Consider the following 22,994-nt stretch of genomic DNA (forward strand, 5'->3'; position numbering starts at 1 on the left):
GAAAAGCCATGTTTCACCGTTTATTGACGCTGATCCGCAAAGAGTTGCAGTCGCTGCTGCGCGAACCGCAAACCCGTGCCATTCTGGTGCTGCCAGTGCTGTTGCAGGTGCTGCTGTTCCCCTTCGCCGCCACGCTGGAAGTGACGAATGCCACCATCGCTATCTACAACGAAGACAACGGCAAACATGCGGTGGAGTTAACTCAGCGTTTTGCCCGTGCTAAAGCGTTTACCCATGTTCTGCTGCTGAAAAACCCGCAGGCAATCCGCCCGACGCTTGATACGCAACAAGCACTGCTGCTGGTGCGTTTCCCGGCGGATTTCTCGCGTAACCTGGATAGCGGCGTCACCGCGCCGATGCAGTTAATCCTCGACGGGCGCAACTCCAACAGTGCGCAAATTGCGGCCAACTATTTGCAGCAAATCGTCAAAGATTATCAGCAGGAGTTAATCCGCGGGCAGAAAAAGCCCAACAACAGTGAGCTGGTGGTGCGCAACTGGTATAACCCGAACCTCGACTATAAATGGTTTGTGGTGCCGTCGCTGATTGCCATGATCACCACCATCGGCGTGATGATTGTGACATCGCTGTCCGTGGCGCGCGAACGCGAACAGGGTACGCTGGACCAACTGCTGGTGTCGCCGCTGGCCACCTGGCAAATCTTTGTCGGCAAAGCCGTACCGGCGCTGATTGTCGCCACCTTTCAGGCCACCATCGTACTCAGCGTCGGTATTCTGGCGTATCACATCCCCTTCGCCGGTTCGCTGCTGTTGTTCTATTTCACGATGTTGATTTATGGCCTGTCGCTGGTCGGTTTCGGCCTGTTGATCTCGTCCCTCTGCGCCAACCAGCAGCAGGCCTTTATCGGCGTGTTTGTCTTTATGATGCCGGCGATCCTGCTCTCGGGTTATGTCTCGCCGGTCGAGAATATGCCGGTCTGGTTGCAGGATTTAACCTGGGTCAACCCGATCCGGCATTTTACCGACATTACCAAACAGATTTATTTGAAGGATGCCAGCTTCGCGATTGTCTGGCAGAGCGTCTGGCCTCTGCTGGTGATTGCAGCGACCACGGGGTCAGTCGCGTATGCGCTGTTCAGACGGAAAATTATGTAACCCGGCGCGCATCAGCATGGCCGTTATTGTTCAGCGTTACCGATGTTCGCGGGGATTGGCTGCATTGCCGTTTTGATGCAAACCGAACGATTTAGCGGGAAGTTTTCTCTCTTTCGTTAACAGCGAAACCACCGCCGGGCCGGCAAGGATAGCCATCCCGGCGAGGGCCAGCAGAACGTTGTTTTGCAGCACGCGGGAAAGCAACCAGATGACAATCAGCGACGCGCCAAAATACCAGGTGGTCGTCAGCTCTTCCAGCACATCGCCAGCCTCACGCCAGCGGGCGTCGTGGTGACGCTGTAAGAACAGCATCAGCAGCACGGTCACGCCATACAGCACGCATAAGCCTAAGCCCACGCGTACCAGAGCGCCGCTCATCCAGCCCATCACCAGCACCGCCACAATCAGCATGTGCAACATAATCTGCCAGCAACTCAGACCTGTCGCGACGCGAACGCGTTGTTGCCACTTCATGGCCACTCTCCTGAAGGATTTTTATCTGTTAGAAGAGTACTCGCATTTACGGAAAATTCCGTAACCCCGCCATTTTTTGTGACAGGGACTACAATTTATTTCATTGAGGAGAGTGACGCTGGCAGGAGATTTATGACCCAACAAGCGCGACATTTTTCATTGAAAGTGCTCACCATTAATACCCACAAAGGCTTTACCGCGTTTAACCGGCGCTTTATTTTGCCTGAGCTTCGCGATGCCGTGCGCACCGTCAGCGCCGATATCGTCTGCCTGCAAGAAGTGATGGGCGCACACGAAGTGCACCCGTTGCATGTGGAGAACTGGCCGGATACGACCCACTACGAATTTCTCGCCGATACCATGTGGAGCGATTACGCCTACGGTCGCAATGCCGTTTATCCGCAAGGACATCACGGTAACGCCGTGCTGTCGCGCTTTCCGATTGAGCATTATGAAAACCGCGATGTCTCCATCGACGGCAGCGAAAAGCGCGGCCTGCTCTACTGCCGTATTGTGCCGCCGGATTTCGGGCGGCCGGTGCACGTCATGTGTGTACACCTGGGTCTGCGGGAAGCGCACCGCCAGGCGCAGCTCACCCTGCTGGCGGAATGGGTCAATGCCTTGCCGGAAAATGAGCCGGTCGTGGTGGCCGGTGACTTTAATGACTGGCGGCTTCGCGCCAACCATCCCCTGAAAATTCAGGCCGGTCTGGAAGAGATCTTCACCCGCGCCCATGGCCGCCCGGCGCGCACATTTCCGGTACGCTTCCCGTTGCTGCGCCTCGACAGAATCTATGTCAAAAACGCCAATGCCAGCGCACCGACGGCGCTGCCGCTGCGCAACTGGCGGCATCTCTCCGATCATGCTCCCCTCAGCGCGGAGATCCATTTATGAAATGCAGCTGGCAGGAAGGAAACCGCATCCAGTTACTGGAGAATGGAGACAACTACTACCCGGCGCTGTATGAGGCGATCGCGCAGGCGCAGCAAAAGGTGATCCTCGAAACCTTTATCTGGTTTGAAGATGACGTTGGCCGGGCGTTGCAACAGGCTTTGCTCCGCGCAGCACGGCGCGGTATCAGCATTGAAGTGCTGCTGGATGGATATGGTTCGCCGGACTTAAGCGAACAGTTTGTCAGCGAGCTGACTTCCGCTGGCGTCGTTTTCCGCTATTACGATCCGCGCCCGCGGCTGTTGGGTATGCGCACCAACCTCTTTCGCCGCATGCACCGCAAAATTGTGGTGATCGATAACACGGTGGCGTTTGTCGGCGGCATTAACTATTCCGCCGAACATGTGACCAGCTATGGCCCGGAAGCCAAGCAGGATTACGCGGTGCGTGTTGAAGGCCCGGTGGTGGAAGACATTTTGCAGTTTGAGCTGGAAAACCTGCCAGAAAACGCCCCGGCAAGACGCTGGTGGCGACGCCGTCGTCACCGCCCGGAAGAGAACCGCAAACCGGGCGAAGCGCAGGCGCTGTTTGTCTGGCGTGACAACGATGAGCACCGCGATGACATTGAGCGCCACTACCTGAAGATGCTGGCCAATGCCCGGCGGGAAGTGATTATCGCCAATGCCTACTTCTTTCCCGGTTATCGCCTGCTGCACGCCATGCGCAATGCGGCGCGGCGTGGTGCCTCGGTGAAGTTGATTGTTCAGGGCGAGCCGGATATGCCGATCGTCAAAGTCGGTGCCGAACTGCTCTACAACTACCTGCTAAAAGGCGGTGTGCAGGTCTATGAATACCGCCGTCGCCCGTTGCATGGCAAAGTCGCGCTGATGGACGATCACTGGGCTACGGTCGGCTCCAGCAATCTTGATCCGTTGAGCCTGTCGCTGAACCTGGAGGCCAATCTGATCATTCACGATCGCGAGTTTAACCAGACGCTGCGGGAAAACCTCCATACCATTATTGCCCAAGACTGCCTGCGGGTGGATGAGTCGATGGCACCGAAACGCACCTGGTGGAATCTGGCCAAAAGTGTGGTGGTGTTCCACTTTTTACGCCACTTCCCGGCGATGGTTGGCTGGTTGCCCGCGCACACGCCGAAACTGGCGCAGGTGGCAGCGCCCGTGCAACCGGAAATGGAGACCCAGGATCGCGTCGAGAATTCGGAGGTGAAGCCCTGATGCCGACCTCTCATCCGCGCTGGCGGCTGGCGAAAAAAATCCTCACCGGCGTGTTCTTTATTGCCGTTGCGGTGTTGCTGGTGCTGTATGCACAGAAAGTGAACTGGGATGATGTCTGGAAGGTGATCCGTGATTACAACCGCACGGCGCTACTCAGCGCCATCGTGCTGGTGATTGTCAGCTATCTGATCTACGGCTGCTATGACCTGATGGGACGTGCCTGGTGCGGGCACAAACTGGCGAAACGTCAGGTCATGCTGGTGTCGTTTATCTGTTATGCCTTCAATCTGACGCTCAGTACCTGGGTGGGCGGCATCGGCATGCGTTACCGGCTCTATTCCCGGCTGGGGCTGCCGGGCAGCACCATCACACGCATTTTCTCATTAAGCATTACCACCAACTGGCTGGGTTACATTCTGCTCGGTGGGCTGATTTTTACCTTTGGCGTAGTGCAGATCCCGGCGCACTGGTATATCGATGAGCGTACGCTGCGCATTACCGGCCTCGCGTTGTTACTGGTGATTGCGTTCTATGTGTGGAGCTGCGCGTTTGCCAAACGCCGTCATATGACGGTGAAAGGGCACAAACTGGTTCTGCCATCGTGGCGGTTTGCCGTCGTGCAGATGGTGATTTCCAGCGCCAACTGGATGGCGATGGGCGCTATCATCTGGTTACTGATGGGCATGCAGGCGGATTTCTTCTTTGTGCTTGGCGTGTTGCTGGTTAGCAGCATCGCCGGGGTGATTGTGCATATCCCGGCGGGTATCGGCGTGCTGGAGGCCGTTTTTATTGCGCTTCTGGCGGGTGAACACATCTCTCAGGGGACGATTATTGCCGCCCTGCTCGCGTATCGCGTGCTTTACTACTTCCTGCCGCTGTTGCTGGCGCTGGTGTGCTATTTGCTGCTGGAGAGCCGGGCAAAAGCGCTGCGCAAGAAAAATGCGCAAACGCTGGCGAAACCGTAGCGAATTAGCGGGACGACCCACCGCTACCGGGAGACAGCGCGGTGAGGATCTCCGCCAATAACCTGAGGATCTCAAACAGTGCCACACTCATTCCCAGGTACACCGCCAGCGCGCCGCGAATAGCGCAGCAGTGTACAGTGGTAAAATTGCGGTGATACAGCTCGCGGGCAGACCCTGTGATACGCGGTGTCTGATACGCCGTCGTCAGACTAAACAGCAACACCAGCGACATGCTACCGATCCACAACCAGACGCTGCTGTGCAGCAGACTGTTGACCAGCGTGGAGAGGCCAAGCCCGATCAGGACCATCACAAAACAGTACCCGCCGCCGCGCAGCGTGGCCCCGGTAAAATGGGCCAGCGCCGCGCTGGTGAGGAACATCCCGCCAACCACGGCAAACGCCAGCGCCAGAGAGGACAACGTGAAGACGCTGGCAAACAGCAAGCCGGTAAGCAGGCTCATCACGCACAAACAGCAGAACGCCAGCCGGGTGCCGAAACGCGCGAAAAACAGATTAAGGGTGAGACCGCACGCAAACCACAGGATCGTCAGTACGGCAATCAGCCAGCCATGATCGGCAAACGCGCGAACCGGCATCACGTCCAGCACCCACCAGGCAGCGCCAAGACTCAATGCCATGCCCGCCGCCAGCCACAAACACACGCCCGTTATCAGCTCTGTCGGGGCGACCTGCGGCGGCTGTATCCAGCCAAAGGGCTTCATCATTATCCTCCTTGATCCTCTGCCGCCTGGCAGGCAAAGAAATCCCGGCCGAAGCCGGGATTTGATCATCTGATGGCGTTTCGCCTGTCAGGCTTTCGACAAAAGCCTTAGCGACGGTTGCCGAAAATGCGCAACAGCATCAGGAACAGGTTGATAAAGTCGAGATACAGCGTCAATGCGCCGAGAATGGCGGTTTTACGCAGTTGCGAAGCGTCGTTGAGGTCGATCTGCTGGCCGATGTTTTTCAGCTTCTGCGTATCATAGGCCGTCAGGCCGACAAAGATCACCACGCCGATGTAGGTCACCGCCCACATCAGGGCTTCGCTCTTCAGCCAGAAGTTGACGAGTGAGGCGAGAACAATACCAATCAGCCCCATAAACAGCATATTGCCGAAGCCGCTTAAGTCACGTTTGGTGGTGTAACCATACAGGCTCATGGCACCAAACATCCCGGCGGTCACCACAAAGGTCGCGGCGATGGATTCAGCGGTGTAGATAAAGAGAATGCTGGAAAGCGTCAGCCCGGTTAACGCCGAATAGAGCATAAACAGCGAGGTAGCCACCCCGGCGCTCAGTTTATGAATAAGCCCGGAGAGGACAAACACCAGCGCCAGTTGCGCGATAATCAGGCCAAAAAAGGTAATCTGGCTGGAGAACACCAACGCCATGACAGCATTGTTACCGGCAGCATACCAGGCAACGAACGCGGTCAGTAACAGACCGCAGGTCATCCAGCCGTACACCTGCGCCATGTAGGTTTGCAACCCGCTGCGGGTTTGCTGGACGATCGAGTCGGAACGAGGATAACGGTCCATAGTCACTCCTGAATAATGGGTTAACGCTTACTAAGATTAACACATCCCGGTTCAACGCATTACCAACGCTTTGCCGCCTGCTTGTCGCTGTCGCGGGCTTCAACCCAGCGCTCGCCTTCGGGGGTGGCCTCGCGCTTCCAGAAAGGTGCGCGGGTTTTCAGGTAGTCCATAATAAACTGCCCGGCGTCAAACGCGCTGCTGCGATGGGCGCTGGCGACGCCGACAAAAACAATTTCATCGCCCGGCCATAGCTCGCCAACGCGGTGGTAGACCGTGACCCGACCCAGCGGCCAACGGGCGCGCGCTTCACTGACAATTTCCGCCAGCGAGCGTTCCGTCATCCCCGGATAGTGTTCGAGCGTCAACGCGCTGACGCTGTCGCCGAGATTGTGGTTACGTACTTTGCCGGTAAAGGTGACCACCGCGCCGTCCTCATCGCGCGCCGCCAGCCAGGTGTATTCATCGCCGACGTTGAAAGCGGCATGTTCGACGCAAATCCGTGTTTCACTCATTTCAGCCCCCGGTTACCGGTGGGAAAAAAGCCACTTCATCACCGCTGCTCAGCGGGTGATCAAACGTGACCAGCGTCTGGTTGACTGCCGCCAGCAATTTGCCCTCTTCCAGCGCCAGCGCCCAGCGTTCACCTTGCGCCGCCAGATGCTGACGCAGCGCCTCGACGGTGGGAAAAACGGTGTCAGACGCCATGCTGTCACAGCCCACCAGCTCGCGCACCTGCGCGAAAAAAAGGATCTTAATCATCGCTGTCCACCCTGAAATCCCCGGACTTGCCGCCGCTTTTCGCCAGCAGGCGCACCGGGCCGATCACCATATCTTTCTGCACGGCTTTGCACATGTCGTAAATGGTCAGCGCCGCCACGGAGGCTGCGGTCAGCGCTTCCATTTCCACGCCGGTTTTCCCGGTCAGGCGGCAAAGCGCTTCAATGCGCACACGGTTATGCTCCGGCTGCGCCTGCAACTGCACTTCCACTTTGCTCAGCAGCAACGGGTGGCACAGCGGGATCAGCTCCCAGGTGCGTTTGGCCGCCTGGATCCCGGCAATGCGCGCGGTCGCGAACACATCACCTTTGTGATGACTGCCGTCGATAATCATGGCCAGCGTTTGCGGCAACATGGTGACAAATGCTTCGGCGCGGGCTTCGCGTACGGTTTCCGCTTTCGCAGAGACATCGACCATATGCGCTTCGCCATCGGCATTAATATGGGTCAGTTGTGACATAACTTATTTCTTAAAATGGGGATGGAAATTACAGGGACGTGTACGCGCATCCAGCTGCGGCGCAATGATGTTTTCCCATGCGGTACGACAGGCTTTGGTCGACCCCGGCATGGCAAAAATCAGCGTCTTATTGGCAATGCCCGCCACCGCGCGGGACTGCAGTGTTGCGGTGCCAATCTCCTCAAAAGAGAGCATGCGGAACACTTCGCCAAACCCCTGGATTTCACGGTCGAACAACGGCAGCAACGCTTCTGGCGCCTGATCGCCGTCGGTGAAGCCGGTGCCGCCGGTGATCAATACCACCTGCACGTCGTCGCGGGCGATCCACGCGGAAACCTGCGCGCGAATGGCATAACGGTTCTCTTTGACAATCGCCTTATCCACCATCTGGTGACCGGCATCGTGCGCGGCATCGCGCAGCCAGTGGCCGGAGGTATCATCCTCTTCGCCGCGACGGTTAGACACCGTCAGAATAGCCAATTTCACCGGAATAAACTCAGCGCTGACCTGACTCATCTCATTCTCCTTGCGGCGATTACCCGCCAATGTATGAAAGGTTTTGCGTAATGCCTGTATTGCCCTGATGCAGGAAGTGCGTCTGCTTTTTGTGCGTGAGCGCGGCGGCAATACGCTGTTCCAGCATCGCTTGCTGTGCGTCGTCCTGTAACAGGTCGCGTAAATTCACGCCGCCATCGCCAAACAAGCACAAGTGCAGTTTGCCGGTCGACGACACGCGCAGGCGATTGCAACTGGCGCAGAAGTCTTTTTCATAAGGCATGATAAGACCGATTTCCCCGGCGTAATCCGGGTGGCAAAACACCTGCGCCGGGCCGTCACTACGCTGGCGCAACTGATGGATCCAACCGCGTTGTAGCAGTTGATCGCGCAGCAGCATGCCGGAGATATGATGGTTGCGAAACAGCTCGCTGCCCTCTCCGGTCTCCATCAGTTCAATAAAGCGTAGCTGGACAGGACGTGATTTGATCCACGCCAGAAAGGTGTCGAGCTGGTGATGGTTAACGTCGCGCATCAGTACCGCGTTGACTTTGACTTTGGCAAAGCCCGCGGCGAAAGCGGCATCGATACCGTCCATCACCTGCTGAAACTTATCCTGGCCGGTAATGGCATGAAACTGGCGGGCATCGAGACTGTCGAGGCTGACGTTAATGGCCGTGAGCCCGGCGTCGCGCCACAGGGCGACATCACGAGCAAGCCGGTAACCGTTGGTGGTGACGGCAATCTGGCGGATAGCGCTGTTTTCGCGCACCGCGGCGATAATATCGGGGAAATCGCGTCGCAGCGACGGCTCACCGCCTGTCAGGCGCACCTTTTCCGTGCCCATGGCGCTGAAGGCGCGTGTTACCCGACGAATTTCATCGACGCCGAGAAAGCCGTTGTTGTTGATGCCGCCCGGCTTGTAACCGTCCGGCAGGCAGTAGGTGCAACGAAAATTGCACACATCAGTGATCGACAAACGCAAGTAATAGAACTTACGCGCGAACGCATCGGTAAGTTGTGAAGTCATTTACACCTTTCCAAATACGGGAGATGCAGTCATTTCTTCCTGCACCCTGGCGACAGGAACCGTTGCGGGCTCCGTCACGGCCAGTGCCCCGTATCTTTCGACTTAGGCGCAAAGGCTTGAGTGTATATTTTGTTAGTCACGCTAACATTGCTTATGGCGATAGTAGCGCGATAGTCGGGCTTTCGCTATCCCGACAATCGTTATATAAAGACATATATAGCGACATGATCGTGCACTTTCAGTACAGAGTACGTGAAAATCGCGTTTTTGCCTTGATATGTGTCATTTTCCACTCTGCGCGGCATCGTCTTTTGGTGGTATTTGCGCTAACGTATCGGGATAATTCTTCATAAGGAATCACTATGCGTAATCGCACACTTGCAGACCTGGATCGTGTTGTCGCGCTGGGCGGCGGGCATGGTCTCGGGCGTGTGATGTCTTCGCTCTCTTCGCTGGGATCGCGGCTTACCGGCATTGTCACCACCACGGATAACGGCGGATCCACCGGGCGTATTCGACGCTCTGAAGGCGGGATCGCCTGGGGGGATATGCGCAACTGTCTGAACCAGTTGATCACCGAACCCAGCGTTGCGTCGGCCATGTTTGAGTATCGTTTTAGCGGTAATGGCGAACTTTCCGGGCATAACCTCGGAAATCTGATGTTAAAGGCGCTGGACCACCTGAGCGTGCGGCCTCTGGAAGCCATCAATTTAATTCGCAATTTATTAAAGGTGGATGCGTTTTTAATACCGATGTCGGAACAGCCTGTCGATTTAATGGCCACCGACAGCGAAGGGCATCATGTTTATGGCGAAGTGAACGTTGATCAATTGCACGCGCCGATTCAGGAATTGATGCTGTTTCCAAAAGTGCATGCCACCCGTGAAGCGGTGCAGGCCATTGCCGAAGCGGATTTAATTTTAATCGGTCCGGGCAGTTTTTATACCAGTTTGCTGCCGCTGCTGCTGCTTGAGGATCTGTCGCAGGCATTGCGCCGCACGCCAGCGCCGGTGGTCTATATCGCGAACCTGGGTAAAGAGTTAAGCCCGGCGGCCGCCAGCCTGAAACTGAGCGATAAACTGACCATTATGGAGCAGTATGTCGGCAGAAAAATTATTGATGCCGCCATTGTCGGGCCGAAAGTGGATGTCAGCAACGTCAGCGATCGCCTGATCATTCAGGACGTACTGGAAGCCAGCGATATCCCCTATCGCCACGATCGCCATCTCCTGCGCGCCGCGCTGGAGAAAGCGGTACAGCAACTCGGCTAACCCTCCGGCAGGTTATTTTTGTGACCTGCCGATACCTTTCTTAATTTCTTAAGGTTGTCTTAAAAAAAAACGGTCATCCTCGTGTCACATTCTTTGCAGGACCCAGGTACGCTATGTTTCACTTTCGTCGGCCAACCTTAAGCCGCCTCACGTTTATTATCCTCTTTGCGCTTTATATCGCACTGGCCCTGAATGTCGTTTTTTATCATCAGGTTTTCACTCTGCTACCGGTTAACTCATTGCGTAACTGGCTGGTGTTTCTTTCCATGCCAGTGGTGGCGTTCAGCGTTATTAATATTGTGCTGTCGCTGGCGTCATTTGTTTTTCTCGATCGCCTGATCATTACCCTGTTTGTCCTGGTCAGCGCCGCCGCACAGTATTTTATTTCGACATTCGGCATCATTATTGACCGCTCAATGATCACCAATATTCTCGACACCACCCCGGCGGAAAGTTTCGCCCTGCTGTCGACAAAAATGGTGCTGACGTTGTTATTAACCGCCGTACTGGCGATTGTCATCGCCTGGTGGATCAAAATTAAGCCCGCGCGTTCCGCCCTGCGCAGCATCGCATTGCGCATTATCAGCGTGGTCATTTCCGCGCTGCTCATCGTGCTGGTAGCACTGCTGTTTTATAAAGATTACGCCTCGCTGTTTCGCAATAATAAAGAGCTGGTGAAATCACTGAGTCCGTCAAACTCCATTACCGCCTCGCTGTCATGGTATTCCCATAATCAAACCGCAAACCTGCCGCTGGTGAAAATAGGCGAAGATGCGCGTCAGCGTCCGGAAATGCAAAACGGCCCGCGGAAAAACCTCACCATTCTGGTGCTGGGGGAAACATCCCGTGCAGCGAACTTCTCTCTCGGCGGTTACGAACGCGAAACTAACCCGCTGTTAAAACAGGACAATGTCGCCTATTTCCCGAATACTGCCTCGTGCGGAACGGCGACGGCAATTTCCGTACCTTGCATGTTTTCCGGTATGGGACGCGCCCATTACGACGATCAGCTTGCCGCGCATCAGGAAGGGTTGCTGGATATTATTCAGCGTGCCGGGATTAAGGTGCTGTGGAATGAAAATGACGGTGGCTGCAAAGGCGCATGCACCCGCGTACCCACCCAGGATATGACGCAATTAAACCTGCCCGACCTCTGTATTGAAGGGGAGTGCCAGGATGAGATCTTATTCCGCGGTCTTGCCGACTATATTGATGCCTTGCAGGGTGACGGGATAATCGTATTGCACACCATTGGTAGCCATGGGCCGACCTATTACAACCGCTACCCGCCGCAGTTCCGTAAATTTACGCCAACCTGCGATACCAATGAAATTCAGACCTGCTCACAGCAACAACTGGTCAATACTTACGATAATACTATTCTGTACGTCGACTATATTGTTGATAAAGCGATTAAACTGCTGCAATCAAAACAGGACAAATTTACCACCAGCCTGGTCTACCTCTCAGACCACGGGGAATCACTGGGTGAAAATGGTGTTTATTTGCACGGTCTGCCGTATTCCATTGCACCGGAAACGCAGAAACATGTGCCAATGTTGATCTGGCTGTCTGATGACTATCAACAGCGTTACGGCGTCAATAATCAGTGTCTGCAAAAAAATGCGCGGGAGCGGGAAGTCTCGCAGGATAATCTCTTCCCGACCATGTTGGGTATACTGGGCGTCAGCACGAAAGAGTACCGTGCCCAGGACGATCTGTTAACGTCATGCCGGGAGCAGGCTAAATGAAAATTCTGGTAATTGAAGACGATGCCCTGCTGCTGCAGGGGTTGATTCTGGCCATGCAGAGTGAAGGATACGCTTGCGATGGCGTCTCGACAGCGCATGAAGCTACGCTGTGTCTGGCTAACGGGCATTACAGTTTAATCGTGCTCGATTTAGGGCTGCCGGATGAAGACGGTTTACATTTGCTCACCCGGCTGCGTCGGGAAAAGTTCACCCAGCCGGTACTAATCCTGACCGCACGCGATACGCTGGAAGACCGTGTTACCGGGCTGGATACCGGCGCGGACGATTATCTGGTCAAACCCTTCGCTCTGGATGAGCTGAATGCCCGCATCCGTGCGCTGCTGCGCCGCCGCCATAATGAAGGCGACAACGAAATCACGCACGGCAACCTGACGCTGAATGTTACCCGCCGTCAGGCATGGCGGGATGGCCAACTGCTGGACTTAACGCCGAAAGAATACGCTCTGCTGTCACGCCTGATGCTAAAAGCCGACAGCCCGGTGCACAGAGAAATCCTCTACAACGATATCTACAACTGGGACAACGAGCCCTCGACCAACACGCTGGAAGTCCATATTCATAACCTGCGGGATAAAATCGGGAAGTCCCGTATCCGCACCGTCAGAGGGTTTGGCTATATGCTGGTGCATGCCGGGGACCGGGACTGAGTTATGGCGATCTTCGATTTCAGGCGCTGGAGCATGCGCCGCCGGTTGTTGCTAACCATTGGCGGTATTCTGGTGTTTTGCCAGTTGATTAGCGTCTTCTGGCTATGGCATGAAAGCGAGGAGCAAATCCAGTTGCTGGTGCAAAGCGCCATGCATAACCACAATAATCACAAACAGGTTGAGCATGAAGTCCGTGAAGCGGTCGCCAGCCTGTTGGTGCCCAGTCTGTTGATTGTCGGCCTGGCGTTGCTGATCTGCATGCAGGCGGTCAAAAACATCACCAGCCCGTTATCAGAGCTCCAGCAGGAGCTCAATAAACGCACCCCGGACAACCTGCAACCCATTACGCTCAATAACAGCGTCAGTGAAGTGGAGGCCGTGACCTCATCGATCAACGAGCTGGTCTCGCGTCTGACGCTGACGCTGGAACGGGAACGTCTGTTTACCGCCGATGTCGCTCACGAACTGCGCACCCCGCTGGCCGGGTTACGTCTGCATCTTGAGCTGATGGCAAAAACCAGCGGCATCACTGTCGATCCACTGGTGCAGCGCCTTGACCAGATGACCGAGAACATTGCGCAACTCCTGCAACTGGCGCGGGTCGGGCAATCTTTTTCAGCGGGCAGTTATCAGCAGGTGATGCTGCTGGAAGACGTGGTGATGCCGATTCAAAGCGAACTGGAAACCATGCTTGCCGGGCGGCAACAGAAATTAGCGTTACCCGACAATGCGCAGACCATTCCGGTTTCCGGAGATGTGACGCTGTTGCGGGTACTGGTGAGAAACCTGGTGGAGAATGCACACCGCTACAGTCCTGCCGGCTCGACTATCACTATCCACATCGAGCGCACGGCAACGCCGGTGCTGGCCGTTGAGGATGAAGGTCCGGGAATAGACGAGAGTCGCAGCGGCGAGCTAAGCAAAGCTTTTGTGCGCATGGATAGCCGCTACGGCGGCACCGGGCTGGGCCTGAGCATCGTGTCACGCATTGCGCAACTGCACGATGCACAGTTCTTTTTGCACAACCGGAAAACACAGTCGGGCGTGCGGGCCTGGGTTAAATTTCACCCGATAGCCCGCGGAGTATGATCAATATGTCAGCACCCACAGGTGGCTGAAACCAATAATCAACGCCAGTGCAAAAGCGACGGCGAAAAACTCACGAAGATTAATCTGTTGCATCACACTCTCCTCCAGTAAAGCGGAGGTTAGTGTGTCAGCGCAGTATTAAGTCAACATTAAGGCGCGCCTGGCGGATCGCCTTAATGTGTGACGGAACGCAAATTATGACGCTGCAATAAACAAATCCCGCAGCTGATGTAGCTGATCGCGCACTTTCGCCGCTTCCTCGAACTCGAGGTTTTGCGCGTGTTGCATCATCTGCCCTTCCAGCTCGTGAATTTTCTGCTGCAGCGCTTTCGGCGTCAGCGCCAGTTCAGCCGCTTCCACCTGGGCAGGCGTTCTGGATTTCCCACGCCCCTTCGCCCGGGTTTTCGCCAGCCCTTCGCCCATCGCCAGAATATCCACCACTTTCTTGTTCAGGCCCTGCGGCGTAATGCCGTGCTCTTCGTTGTAGTGCTGCTGTTTCTCGCGGCGGCGTTCGGTTTCACCTATCGCCTTCGCCATCGACGGCGTGATTTTATCGCCGTACAGAATCGCCTTACCGTTAATGTTACGCGCCGCACGTCCGATGGTCTGAATAAGCGAACGTTCAGAACGCAGGAAGCCCTCTTTGTCGGCATCCAGAATCGCCACCAGCGACACTTCCGGCATATCCAGCCCCTCACGCAGCAGGTTAATGCCCACCAGCACATCAAACTCGCCCAGACGCAGGTCGCGGATAATCTCCATACGCTCGACGGTATCAATATCGGAGTGCAGATAGCGCACCTTCTCGCCATGTTCTTCAAGGTATTCGGTGAGGTCTTCCGCCATTCGTTTGGTCAGGGTCGTGACCAGCACGCGTTCGTTAATTGCCGAACGTTTACGAATTTCAGACAGTAAATCGTCAACCTGCGTCGCCACCGGGCGCACTTCAATAACTGGATCAAGCAGACCGGTTGGGCGCACCACCTGGTCAATCACTTCGTTGCCCGATTTTTCCAGCTCGTAGTTGCCCGGCGTCGCCGAGACATAGATAGACTGCGGCGCCAACGCTTCAAACTCTTCGAACTTCAGCGGGCGGTTATCCAGCGCGGAAGGCAGGCGGAAGCCATACTCTACCAGCGTCTCTTTACGCGCCCGGTCGCCACGGTACATACCGCCGATTTGCGGAATGGTAACGTGGGACTCATCGATGACCAGCAACCCGTCGGCCGGCAGGTAGTCGAACAACGTCGGCGGCGGTTCGCCCGGCCCGCGACCGGAGAGAAAGCGGGAGTAGTTTTCAATACCGGAGCAGTAACCCAACTCGTTCATCATCTCCAGATCGAACTGCGTGCGCTGGCTGAGTCGCTGCTCTTCCAGCAGTTTATTGTTCGCCAGTAGCGATTTGCGCCGCTCGGCGAGTTCCTCTTTGATCTCTTCCATCGCCTGCACGATGCGCTCACGCGGTGTCACATAGTGCGTCTTCGGGTAGATGGTGAAACGCTGCACCGTCGATTCCACATGCCCGGTGAGCGGGTCAAACAGCGACAGACGCTCAACCTCTTCGTCGAACAACTCCACACGCAGAGCAAGATCGTCCGATTCTGCGGGGAAAATATCGATCACCTCGCCGCGAACGCGAAACGTACCGCGCTGGAAAGCCTGATCGTTACGGGTGTACTGCAACTCCGCCAGGCGGCGCAGAATCGAACGCTGATCGATAATCATCCCATTGGTCAAATGCAGCATCATTTTCAGGTACAGATCCGGATCGCCCAGACCGTAAATCGCCGAGACCGATGCCACCACAATCACATCGCGCCGCTCCAGCAACGCTTTGGTTGCCGACAAGCGCATCTGCTCGATATGTTCGTTAACCGAGGCGTCTTTTTCGATAAATGTGTCCGAGCTGGGGACATAGGCTTCCGGCTGATAGTAGTCGTAGTAGGAGACGAAATACTCCACGGCATTGTCCGGAAAAAACTCCTTCATCTCACCGTATAGCTGCGCGGCCAGCGTCTTGTTGGGCGCCAGCACCATGGTGGGACGCTGCAAATCGGCAATGACGTTGGCGACGGTGAACGTCTTTCCTGAACCGGTTACCCCAAGCAGCGTTTGGTGCGCAAGACCGTCTTCCAGGCCTTCCTTGAGGCGACGGATAGCTTCAGGCTGGTCGCCGGAAGGGCGAAAAGCGGAATTCAGTTTGAACGGTTTACTCATGGATGGCTACCTGGTGAAGGAATGAGCGAGCAGGTAACCTATTTTACTCACCCTGGTTACTTTTGCCAACACATAACACTGGATGAAAAAACAGTAGCGAATGACGCAATTTGTTCTACCCGGGGTCATGGCACACGTTCGCTCCTGAAATTTCTTCGCCAGCAAGATAAAACACCAGACCTTTCCGGTTATCCCCAGAACTTTTTCTCTTTTAACAATTGTCAAGCCGGTCGGTGAAAGTTTTGTGGCGGCCAGTGACACTTTTCTTACAGGCATTGCTTTTACATAACCAGCTGATATAAAAAAGAAATTACAAAAAGCCGTGTTTCGCACCAATTCAGGCGCAAGCCGCGTCCCTTCTCGCTTGCCGCGCGTTTTCTAACTCTAATACACAAGGTTATCCACAGGAATAGTGGATAACTGCCGCCAGGCCGGATACCCCGCCTTCCGCCCAATTCCCATTTCGTCCCAGGCGGGGGGGATTAAAAAATTTTTATCACTTCTTTTTGATTATTATCAGCTAACGAAGCGCGAGATCTGCATGAGATCCTTCTCACACTTCGTGGCTTTGCTGCACCACAATTCGTCACTACAAGCACTGGCAAAGTGCAGGATTTTTCCCTGCGATCTCCCTTCCCGGCATTTTAAATACCACTGAGATCGGTCGTATCCGAAAAAAAAGCCTTTTTCACGTTCTGGCAAGCCTTTTGCAATATCCCTGTGTCACCAGATCCGGAAGAAGGAGCGGACCATGTTGAGCTTACGTGCAGTGAACCAGTATTACGGTAACCAGCATACCTTATGGAATATCGACCTCGATTTAACCCCCGGCGTCTGCACGTCCGTCATTGGGCTGCCGGGGATGGGCAAAACCACGCTGATAAACTGCATTACCGGCTATTTGCCCGTTGAGAGCGGCAGCATGATCTGGCAGGAAGCGGGCGCACCGCCGCGCGACCTGCTGAATGTGCAGGCTGAACATCGCTGCGCGATGGGTATGGGCTATGTGCCGCAAGACCGGCGTATTTTTTCGCAACTGACCGTCGAGGAGAATCTGCACATTGCCATGATGGCCGGAGGCGCAGCACGCAATGCGGTGAGCCAGGATATCTACGATCTCTTCCCGGAGCTGTACACGCTGCGCAAGACCCGGGGCGCAGGGTTGTCGGAAGATAATCAACAGCAACTGGCGATGGCGCGAGCGCTGGTGACGCACCCGCGGTTATTAATCCTTGATGAGCCAACGCGCGGGCTGGGCCAGGCGTTTGTGCATAAACTGGGCAATCTGATCGTGCGGCTTAACCAGGACTTCGGCATCACTATTTTACTGGCCGAGCAACAGCTTGCCTTTATCCGCCGGGTTGCGGACCGCTTCTGTCTGCTTCACCGGGGACGTAGCGTTGCCGAAGGAGAAGTTAAGCAACTGGACGATCGGATGTTGTCACACTGGATGACACCGGATTCAACACGCTGAGATCAAGATAATGACCCGTTCTCTCTTTTTCCGGCGCGTGGGCAAACCAGGGGATTTCGCCAATCAGCGGAGCCTGCATCACGCGCCGAAGCGTCGCCAGATATTCAGCATGGCGCTTACCCGGCTTCACCACATCATTTGCAATCCAGCCTGCCAGCCTTAACCCCGACTGCCGTATCGCCTGCGCAGTCAACATTGCATGATTGATACAGCCCAGTTTCACCCCCACCACAAGGATCACCGGCAATTGCTCCTGCACGACCCAGTCGGCAAAAGTCAGCGTCTCCGACAACGGCGTAAACCAACCGCCTGCGCCCTCCACCAGCAGCCATTCGGCCTGCCCTGACAAATTGCGTAACCCGGCGGACATCACCGCCGCCTCGATCGGCTCGCCCACATCCGCGCTGACAATATGCGGCGATGTCGGCTCAGCAAAGGTGTAGGGATTAACACTGTGGTAATCCAGCGGCAGACTACTGTGCAACTGCAGCGCTAACGCATCGCTATTACGCAACCCTTCTGCGGTCATTTCGCTGCCGGACGCCACCGGCTTGTAACCGGCACTGCGTAAACCGCGCAGATTCGCCGCCTGCAACAGCGCACAACTGGCCACCGTTTTCCCTACTTCTGTGTCTGTTCCGGTGACAAAATACCGTTCACTCACGCGTGATCACTCCCCAAAAAAGATGGTACGTCAGAGGACATTTCCCCTGCTGTTGCGGCCAGGCCAGTTGTAAACGTTGCAGTTTGCTGCGCGTCAGCCCCTGCTGCCTGCCCGCATGTAAATGTGTCGCGCCAATACCTTTTAACGAACGCAACGCCCGGGTGGCATCTTCAAAACAGAGGGTGATGCGCTCCACACCGCTGCGCAACCGCCAGCCCTGCAATGCCTGGTGGATAACGGGTAAAGGCAAAAAACGGTTTGCGTGTGGATGGTGATCAACCGCGCGCCACGCCAGATTCAGCTCTGGCAATGAATCCTCCACCAGCGTGGTAAATGCAATGTGTCCGCCTGGGCACGTGACGCGGTGCAGTTCGCCAATCGCCTGGCGCAAATCCTCACACCACTGCACTGCCAGGTTGCTCCACGCCAGCGAAAAAGAAGCATCCTCAAAGGGCAATGCTTCGATATCCCCGGTCACATAACGCTGTGCGCTGTGCTGGCGACGGGCTTCATCCAGCATCGTCGGTGAGAGATCCAGCGCGGTGACCTCGCTGCCCTGCCCGCGCCAGTAACGGCTCATACTGCCGGGTCCACAGCCGGCATCCAGCACATGCAATGGCGAGGTGTTATTCAGTTGCGCAAGCAGCACATCCGCACTCAAACGTTGCAACTCGTCGTGCTGGCAATAGCTCTGCGCCGCCCGGCCAAAAGCGGCGGCGATAGCCTGTTTATTCACTGCCATCCAGCGCCTCCAGCAAGCGTTCGATATCTTCAGCCTGATGCGCCGCCGTCAGGGTTAAACGCAGGCGCGCCGTACCCGGCGGCACTGTGGGTGGGCGAATAGCCGTCACCCAACACCCGCGCTGCCGCAAACGCTCAGCCAGGCGCAATGCACGGGCGTTTTCGCCGACGATCAGCGGCTGAATCGCGCTCTGCGAGTCGGTCACGTCCATACCAAGCTGCGCAGCGCCGTGGCGAAAGCGGGCGATCAGCGCGGCCAGGTGTTGTCGACGATGATCCCCTTCCGGGCTGCGGATCACCTGCAATGCGGCGCTCAGCGCCATCGACTGGGCAGGCGGCATCGAGGTGCTGTAAATAAGATGGCGGGCAAATTGCAGCAAATAATCAGCAACGCTATCGCTACAGAGCACGGCCGCGCCGCTCACGCCAAACCCTTTACCGAAGGTGACGATCAGGATCTCCGGCGTAATGCCATGCACATGGCAACTGCCTCTGCCCTGCTCGCCGACCACGCCCGTTCCGTGTGCATCATCCACCATCAGCCACGCGTGGGCATGCCGGGCAGCAGCGGCAAAGGGACGAAGCGGCGCACTGTCGCCATCCATACTGAAAATGCCTTCGGTGACCACCAGTTGTTGCCCGGCAATGGGTTTTGCCAGCAACGCCGCCAGGTGATCGGCATCGTTATGGGCAAAGCGTCGGAGCTGCGCCGGGCTGTGGCTGGCAGCCTCCAGCAACGAGGCGTGGCTCAGTTTGTCGGCGACAATACGATCGTCTTTGCCGGTCAGCGCCGCAATCACCGCCTGGTTGGCGGAAAAACCGGAGATAAACAGCAGCGCACGCGCGTAGCCGAGCCAGTCCGCCAGTTCGCTTTCCAGCGCCTGATGCGCCACGGTATGACCGCTGACATGGCCTGAACCGCCACTGCCGACGCCATAGCGTTCGGCCCCCTGCTGCCAGGCATGAACCACGCATGGATGCTGGCTTAAACCCAGGTAATCGTTGCTGGAAAAGTTACAAAAGCGCCGTTCACCGACCGTCAGCCAGCGCCCGGCCCCCTGGGCAACGGGATGCCGCGTGCGCAGGGCATCTGCCGCGCGGCGTTCAGCCAGCGCGACATCAATGCGTTGTTGCCAGGTCATACGGCAGCCGCGTTGTAATACTGGTCGGTATCCGCATGCAGAAGCTGCGCTTCAAGCTGCTGCTGTTGTTCGTTATCGCCGCTGCGCACTTCGGTTTGCTGCGGGTTCATCCCCAGTTTGCGGAACAGTTGCAAATCTTTGTCCTCTTCCGGGTTTGGCGTGGTCAGCAGTTTGCAGCCGTAGAATACGGAGTTCGCCCCGGCCATAAAACACATCGCCTGGGTTTGTTCATTCATCTGCTCGCGACCGGCGGAGAGACGGACGTACGAAGTCGGCATCATGATCCGGGCCACGGCAATGGTGCGGATAAAGTCGAACGCATCGACATCCTCATTGTCCGCCAGCGGTGTACCTTTGACTTTCACCAGCATATTGATCGGCACGCTTTCCGGCGGTGTCGGCAGGTTAGCCAGTTGCAGTAACAACCCGGCACGATCGTTCACCGTTTCCCCTAAACCGACAATGCCGCCGGAGCAGACTTTAATCCCGGCATCACGGACCTTATCCAGCGTGTCGAGACGCTCCTGATAGGTACGGGTAGTGATGATATTGCCGTAGAACTCCGGTGAGGTATCGAGGTTGTGGTTGTAGTAATCCAGCCCGGCACTGGCAAGACGCTGCGCCTGGCTTTCATTCAACGTTCCGAGCGTCATACAGGCTTCCAGCCCCATGGCTTTTACCCCTTCGACCATCTGCTCCAGATAGGGCATATCCCGGTCATGCGGGTTTTTCCAGGCCGCGCCCATGCAAAAACGGGTGGAACCGGCCAGCTTCGCCTTGCGGGCGGACTCCAGCACCTGCTCCACTTCCATCAGGCGTTCGGACTCCAGCCCGGTTTTGTAACGGGCGCTTTGTGGGCAGTATTTACAATCTTCCGGGCAGGCGCCGGTTTTGATCGACAGTAACGTACTGACCTGAACCTGGCGCGGATCGAAATGTTGGCGGTGAACCTGCTGCGCTTCAAACAACAGCTCCAGCAAGGGTTTTTCAAACAGAGCGGTGACTTGCGACAAAGTCCAGCGTGCGTGGTGAGCCATCGGGCATCTCCAAAAGGTGTTGTTAAATCGTTATTCGGTGTAGACTTGTAAACCTAAAACTTTTTAATTTGGTTTACAAGTCGATTATGACAGCGGACGATTTAGCTTTTGACCAGCGCCATATCTGGCACCCTTATACTTCGATGACCTCCCCGCTTCCGGTTTACCCGGTGCGCTCTGCGCAGGGTTGCGAGCTGACGCTCGACAGCGGAGAACGCCTGGTAGACGGTATGTCGTCATGGTGGGCGGCCATCCACGGTTACGGTCATCCGGCGCTGAACGCCGCCATGAAAGCGCAAATCGACACCCTGTCGCACGTAATGTTCGGCGGTATCACGCATGCTCCCGCTGTCTCGTTGTGCCGCAAGCTGGTGGCGATGACCCCCGGTGCACTGGAGTGCGTTTTTCTGGCGGATTCCGGCTCGGTCGCCGTTGAAGTGGCGATGAAAATGGCGCTGCAATACTGGCAGGCAAAAGGCGAAGCGCGGCAGCGTTTTCTCACCTTCCGCAACGGCTATCACGGCGACACCTTCGGGGCGATGTCGGTATGCGATCCGGATAACTCCATGCACAGTTTGTGGAAGGGCTATTTGCCGGACAACCTGTTCGCCCCGGCACCGCAAAGCCGCTTTGATGGCGAGTGGGATGAGCGCGATATGGTGGCTTTCGCCCGTCTGATGGCGGCGCACCGCCACGAGATCGCCGCGGTTATCCTGGAGCCGATTGTGCAGGGCGCTGGCGGCATGCGTATGTACCATCCTGAGTGGCTTAAACGCATCCGTAAAATGTGCGACCGGGAAGGCATTTTGTTGATTGCCGATGAGATAGCCACCGGCTTTGGCCGCACCGGCAAGCTGTTTGCCTGTGAGCATGCGGGCATCTCGCCGGACATTCTGTGCCTCGGTAAAGCGCTGACCGGCGGCATGATGACGCTCTCCGCAACGCTAACAACCCGCAAAGTCGCAGAGACCATCAGCAACGGCGAAGCGGGCTGCTTTATGCACGGACCAACGTTTATGGGCAACCCGCTGGCCTGCGCAGCGGCAACGGCCAGCCTGACATTACTGGAAAGCGGCGCATGGCGGGATCAAGTGGCGGCCATCGAAGCGCAGTTAACCGCAGAGCTTGTGCCCGCGCGCGAGGCTGAAAATGTGGCGGATGTGCGTGTGCTGGGCGCGATTGGCGTAGTAGAAACCCGCTCACCGGTAAATATGGCCCTACTCCAGCGTTTCTTTGTGCAACAGGGTGTGTGGATCCGCCCCTTTGGCCGCCTGATTTATGTGATGCCGCCATACCTCATTACGCCGGAGCAGCTCTCACGCTTAACCCGGGCCGTTAACGCCGCCGTCGCACGTAACGACCTGTTCGTCTGAGGCATTTCGCCCTACAGTAGCGGGGATACACTACACTTCCCGTTACTGTATCGCGAACGAAAGGAGCGCAAATGAAACTACTCAGTCATGACTTACGCGATGGAGAAAAACTCCCGCATCGCCATGTGTTCAACGGTATGGGCTACGATGGCGACAATATCTCCCCGCATCTGACGTGGGATGACGTTCCCGCAGGCACCAAAAGTTTTGTGGTGACCTGCTACGATCCGGACGCCCCAACCGGATCGGGCTGGTGGCACTGGATTGTGGCCAATCTCCCTGCGGATACCCGCGTTCTGCCGCAGGGCGCGGGGTCAGGCCTTGCCGCGCTGCCGGATGGCGCCGTACAAACGCGCACCGATTTCGGTAAAGCCGGTTACGGCGGTGCTGCGCCGCCAAAAGGGGAAACCCACCGCTATATCTTCACCGTTCACGCTCTGGATGTAGCGCATCTGGATGTCGACGAAAACGCCAGCGGCGCAATGGTTGGCTTTAACGTGCATTTCCATTCCCTGTCCAGCGCCACCATCACCGCCCTTTTTAGCTAAAAAACACGGGTTTTGAAGCCGATTGTGCAAATCGG

24 protein-coding genes and 1 riboswitch are annotated in these 22,994 nt (G+C 56.3%); of the genes, 11 read left to right on the forward strand and 13 right to left on the reverse strand.

Annotated features, from left to right (window positions below):
- Positions 1-8 precede the first annotated feature (8 nt).
- Positions 9-1,115, forward strand: a complete 1,107-nt coding sequence (locus tag N7922_RS16910) for an ABC transporter permease (RefSeq protein WP_263097436.1) — start codon at positions 9-11, stop codon at positions 1,113-1,115.
- A 36-nt stretch (positions 1,116-1,151) separates the two neighbouring features.
- Here the strand turns inward: N7922_RS16910 and N7922_RS16915 are convergent, their stop codons facing one another.
- Positions 1,152-1,589 (reverse strand): YbhQ family protein, encoded by a 438-nt coding sequence (locus tag N7922_RS16915; RefSeq protein WP_263097437.1) that lies wholly within the window; start codon positions 1,587-1,589, stop codon positions 1,152-1,154.
- 132 nt (positions 1,590-1,721) lie between these two features.
- Here N7922_RS16915 and N7922_RS16920 point away from each other — a divergent pair, with 132 nt between their 5' ends.
- Genes N7922_RS16920 through N7922_RS16930 form a run of 3 tightly spaced genes read left to right on the forward strand, consistent with a single transcriptional unit; the run spans position 1,722 to position 4,683 of the window.
- Positions 1,722-2,483, forward strand: coding sequence for an endonuclease/exonuclease/phosphatase family protein (locus N7922_RS16920; RefSeq protein ID WP_263097438.1), 762 nt, complete (start codon positions 1,722-1,724; stop codon positions 2,481-2,483).
- Positions 2,480-3,718 carry a cardiolipin synthase ClsB gene (gene clsB / locus N7922_RS16925; protein WP_263097439.1) on the forward strand — a complete coding sequence of 413 codons (1,239 nt, stop codon included), beginning with the start codon at positions 2,480-2,482 and terminating at the stop codon, positions 3,716-3,718. Before N7922_RS16920 ends, clsB begins: the two co-directional genes overlap by 4 nt.
- Positions 3,718-4,683 carry a lysylphosphatidylglycerol synthase domain-containing protein gene (locus N7922_RS16930; RefSeq protein ID WP_263097440.1) on the forward strand — a complete coding sequence of 322 codons (966 nt, stop codon included), beginning with the start codon at positions 3,718-3,720 and terminating at the stop codon, positions 4,681-4,683. The genes clsB and N7922_RS16930 overlap by 1 nt, the downstream gene beginning before the upstream one ends.
- Positions 4,684-4,687: 4 nt before the next feature.
- On the opposite strand, the gene N7922_RS16935 is transcribed toward N7922_RS16930, so the two are convergent.
- From N7922_RS16935 to moaA, 7 genes are all read right to left on the reverse strand, one after another.
- Positions 4,688-5,410 (reverse strand): Bax inhibitor-1 family protein, encoded by a 723-nt coding sequence (locus N7922_RS16935; protein WP_263097441.1) that lies wholly within the window; start codon positions 5,408-5,410, stop codon positions 4,688-4,690.
- A gap of 104 nt (positions 5,411-5,514) precedes the next feature.
- The gene (locus tag N7922_RS16940; RefSeq protein WP_263097442.1) at positions 5,515-6,222 is read right to left on the reverse strand and encodes a Bax inhibitor-1 family protein; all 708 of its coding nucleotides are present in this window, start codon (positions 6,220-6,222) and stop codon (positions 5,515-5,517) included.
- A gap of 59 nt (positions 6,223-6,281) precedes the next feature.
- Positions 6,282-6,734: a molybdopterin synthase catalytic subunit MoaE gene (gene moaE, locus N7922_RS16945; RefSeq protein WP_263097443.1), complete on the reverse strand. Its 453-nt coding sequence runs from the start codon at positions 6,732-6,734 to the stop codon at positions 6,282-6,284.
- A 1-nt stretch (position 6,735) separates the two neighbouring features.
- Positions 6,736-6,981, reverse strand: coding sequence for a molybdopterin synthase sulfur carrier subunit (moaD, locus tag N7922_RS16950; RefSeq protein WP_263097444.1), 246 nt, complete (start codon positions 6,979-6,981; stop codon positions 6,736-6,738).
- Positions 6,974-7,459: a cyclic pyranopterin monophosphate synthase MoaC gene (moaC, locus tag N7922_RS16955; RefSeq protein ID WP_263097445.1), complete on the reverse strand. Its 486-nt coding sequence runs from the start codon at positions 7,457-7,459 to the stop codon at positions 6,974-6,976. The genes moaD and moaC overlap by 8 nt, the downstream gene beginning before the upstream one ends.
- Before the next feature lie 3 nt (positions 7,460-7,462).
- Complete coding sequence (gene moaB / locus N7922_RS16960; protein WP_263097446.1) at positions 7,463-7,975, reverse strand: molybdenum cofactor biosynthesis protein B; 513 nt, start codon at positions 7,973-7,975, stop codon at positions 7,463-7,465.
- A 19-nt stretch (positions 7,976-7,994) separates the two neighbouring features.
- Positions 7,995-8,984, reverse strand: coding sequence for a GTP 3',8-cyclase MoaA (gene moaA, locus N7922_RS16965; RefSeq protein WP_263097447.1), 990 nt, complete (start codon positions 8,982-8,984; stop codon positions 7,995-7,997).
- Positions 8,972-9,119, reverse strand: a riboswitch (molybdenum cofactor riboswitch). (Overlaps the previous gene by 13 nt.)
- A gap of 227 nt (positions 9,120-9,346) precedes the next feature.
- On the opposite strand from moaA, the gene yvcK reads away from it, so the two are divergent.
- From yvcK to pmrB, 4 genes are all read left to right on the forward strand, one after another.
- Complete coding sequence (gene yvcK / locus N7922_RS16970) at positions 9,347-10,255, forward strand: uridine diphosphate-N-acetylglucosamine-binding protein YvcK (RefSeq protein ID WP_263097448.1); 909 nt, start codon at positions 9,347-9,349, stop codon at positions 10,253-10,255.
- Positions 10,256-10,368: 113 nt separating this feature from the next.
- Positions 10,369-12,006: a phosphoethanolamine transferase EptA gene (eptA, locus tag N7922_RS16975; protein ID WP_263097449.1), complete on the forward strand. Its 1,638-nt coding sequence runs from the start codon at positions 10,369-10,371 to the stop codon at positions 12,004-12,006.
- The gene (gene pmrA / locus N7922_RS16980; RefSeq protein ID WP_263097450.1) at positions 12,003-12,674 is read left to right on the forward strand and encodes a two-component system response regulator PmrA; all 672 of its coding nucleotides are present in this window, start codon (positions 12,003-12,005) and stop codon (positions 12,672-12,674) included. Before eptA ends, pmrA begins: the two co-directional genes overlap by 4 nt.
- A 3-nt stretch (positions 12,675-12,677) precedes the next feature.
- Positions 12,678-13,763, forward strand: a complete 1,086-nt coding sequence (gene pmrB / locus N7922_RS16985; RefSeq protein ID WP_263097451.1) for a two-component system sensor histidine kinase PmrB — start codon at positions 12,678-12,680, stop codon at positions 13,761-13,763.
- A gap of 195 nt (positions 13,764-13,958) precedes the next feature.
- Here pmrB and uvrB read toward each other — a convergent pair whose 3' ends face one another.
- Positions 13,959-15,980 carry an excinuclease ABC subunit UvrB gene (gene uvrB, locus N7922_RS16990; RefSeq protein WP_263097452.1) on the reverse strand — a complete coding sequence of 674 codons (2,022 nt, stop codon included), beginning with the start codon at positions 15,978-15,980 and terminating at the stop codon, positions 13,959-13,961.
- A gap of 751 nt (positions 15,981-16,731) precedes the next feature.
- Here uvrB and N7922_RS16995 point away from each other — a divergent pair.
- Positions 16,732-17,454, forward strand: coding sequence for an ABC transporter ATP-binding protein (locus N7922_RS16995; RefSeq protein ID WP_263097453.1), 723 nt, complete (start codon positions 16,732-16,734; stop codon positions 17,452-17,454).
- On the opposite strand, the gene bioD is transcribed toward N7922_RS16995, so the two are convergent.
- The 4 genes from bioD to bioB are packed head-to-tail and all read right to left on the reverse strand — an operon-like array spanning position 17,396 to position 21,038.
- Positions 17,396-18,118, reverse strand: a complete 723-nt coding sequence (gene bioD / locus N7922_RS17000; protein ID WP_263097454.1) for a dethiobiotin synthase — start codon at positions 18,116-18,118, stop codon at positions 17,396-17,398. The genes N7922_RS16995 and bioD overlap by 59 nt on opposite strands.
- A complete protein-coding gene (gene bioC, locus N7922_RS17005) occupies positions 18,111-18,860 on the reverse strand; it encodes a malonyl-ACP O-methyltransferase BioC (RefSeq protein WP_263097455.1) in 750 nt (249 codons plus the stop codon). Before bioC ends, bioD begins: the two co-directional genes overlap by 8 nt.
- A complete protein-coding gene (gene bioF, locus N7922_RS17010) occupies positions 18,847-20,001 on the reverse strand; it encodes an 8-amino-7-oxononanoate synthase (protein ID WP_263097456.1) in 1,155 nt (384 codons plus the stop codon). The genes bioC and bioF overlap by 14 nt, the downstream gene beginning before the upstream one ends.
- Positions 19,998-21,038, reverse strand: coding sequence for a biotin synthase BioB (gene bioB, locus N7922_RS17015; RefSeq protein WP_263097457.1), 1,041 nt, complete (start codon positions 21,036-21,038; stop codon positions 19,998-20,000). The genes bioF and bioB overlap by 4 nt, the downstream gene beginning before the upstream one ends.
- 86 nt (positions 21,039-21,124) lie before the next feature.
- Between bioB and bioA the strand changes: the two genes are divergently transcribed.
- Positions 21,125-22,411 (forward strand): adenosylmethionine--8-amino-7-oxononanoate transaminase, encoded by a 1,287-nt coding sequence (gene bioA, locus N7922_RS17020; protein WP_263097458.1) that lies wholly within the window; start codon positions 21,125-21,127, stop codon positions 22,409-22,411.
- A gap of 71 nt (positions 22,412-22,482) precedes the next feature.
- Positions 22,483-22,959 carry a kinase inhibitor gene (locus N7922_RS17025; RefSeq protein ID WP_263097459.1) on the forward strand — a complete coding sequence of 159 codons (477 nt, stop codon included), beginning with the start codon at positions 22,483-22,485 and terminating at the stop codon, positions 22,957-22,959.
- The last annotated feature ends 35 nt before the right edge of the window (positions 22,960-22,994 follow it).

The sequence above is a fragment of the Kosakonia sp. ML.JS2a genome (genome assembly GCF_025642095.1).
GTDB lineage: Bacteria > Pseudomonadota > Gammaproteobacteria > Enterobacterales > Enterobacteriaceae.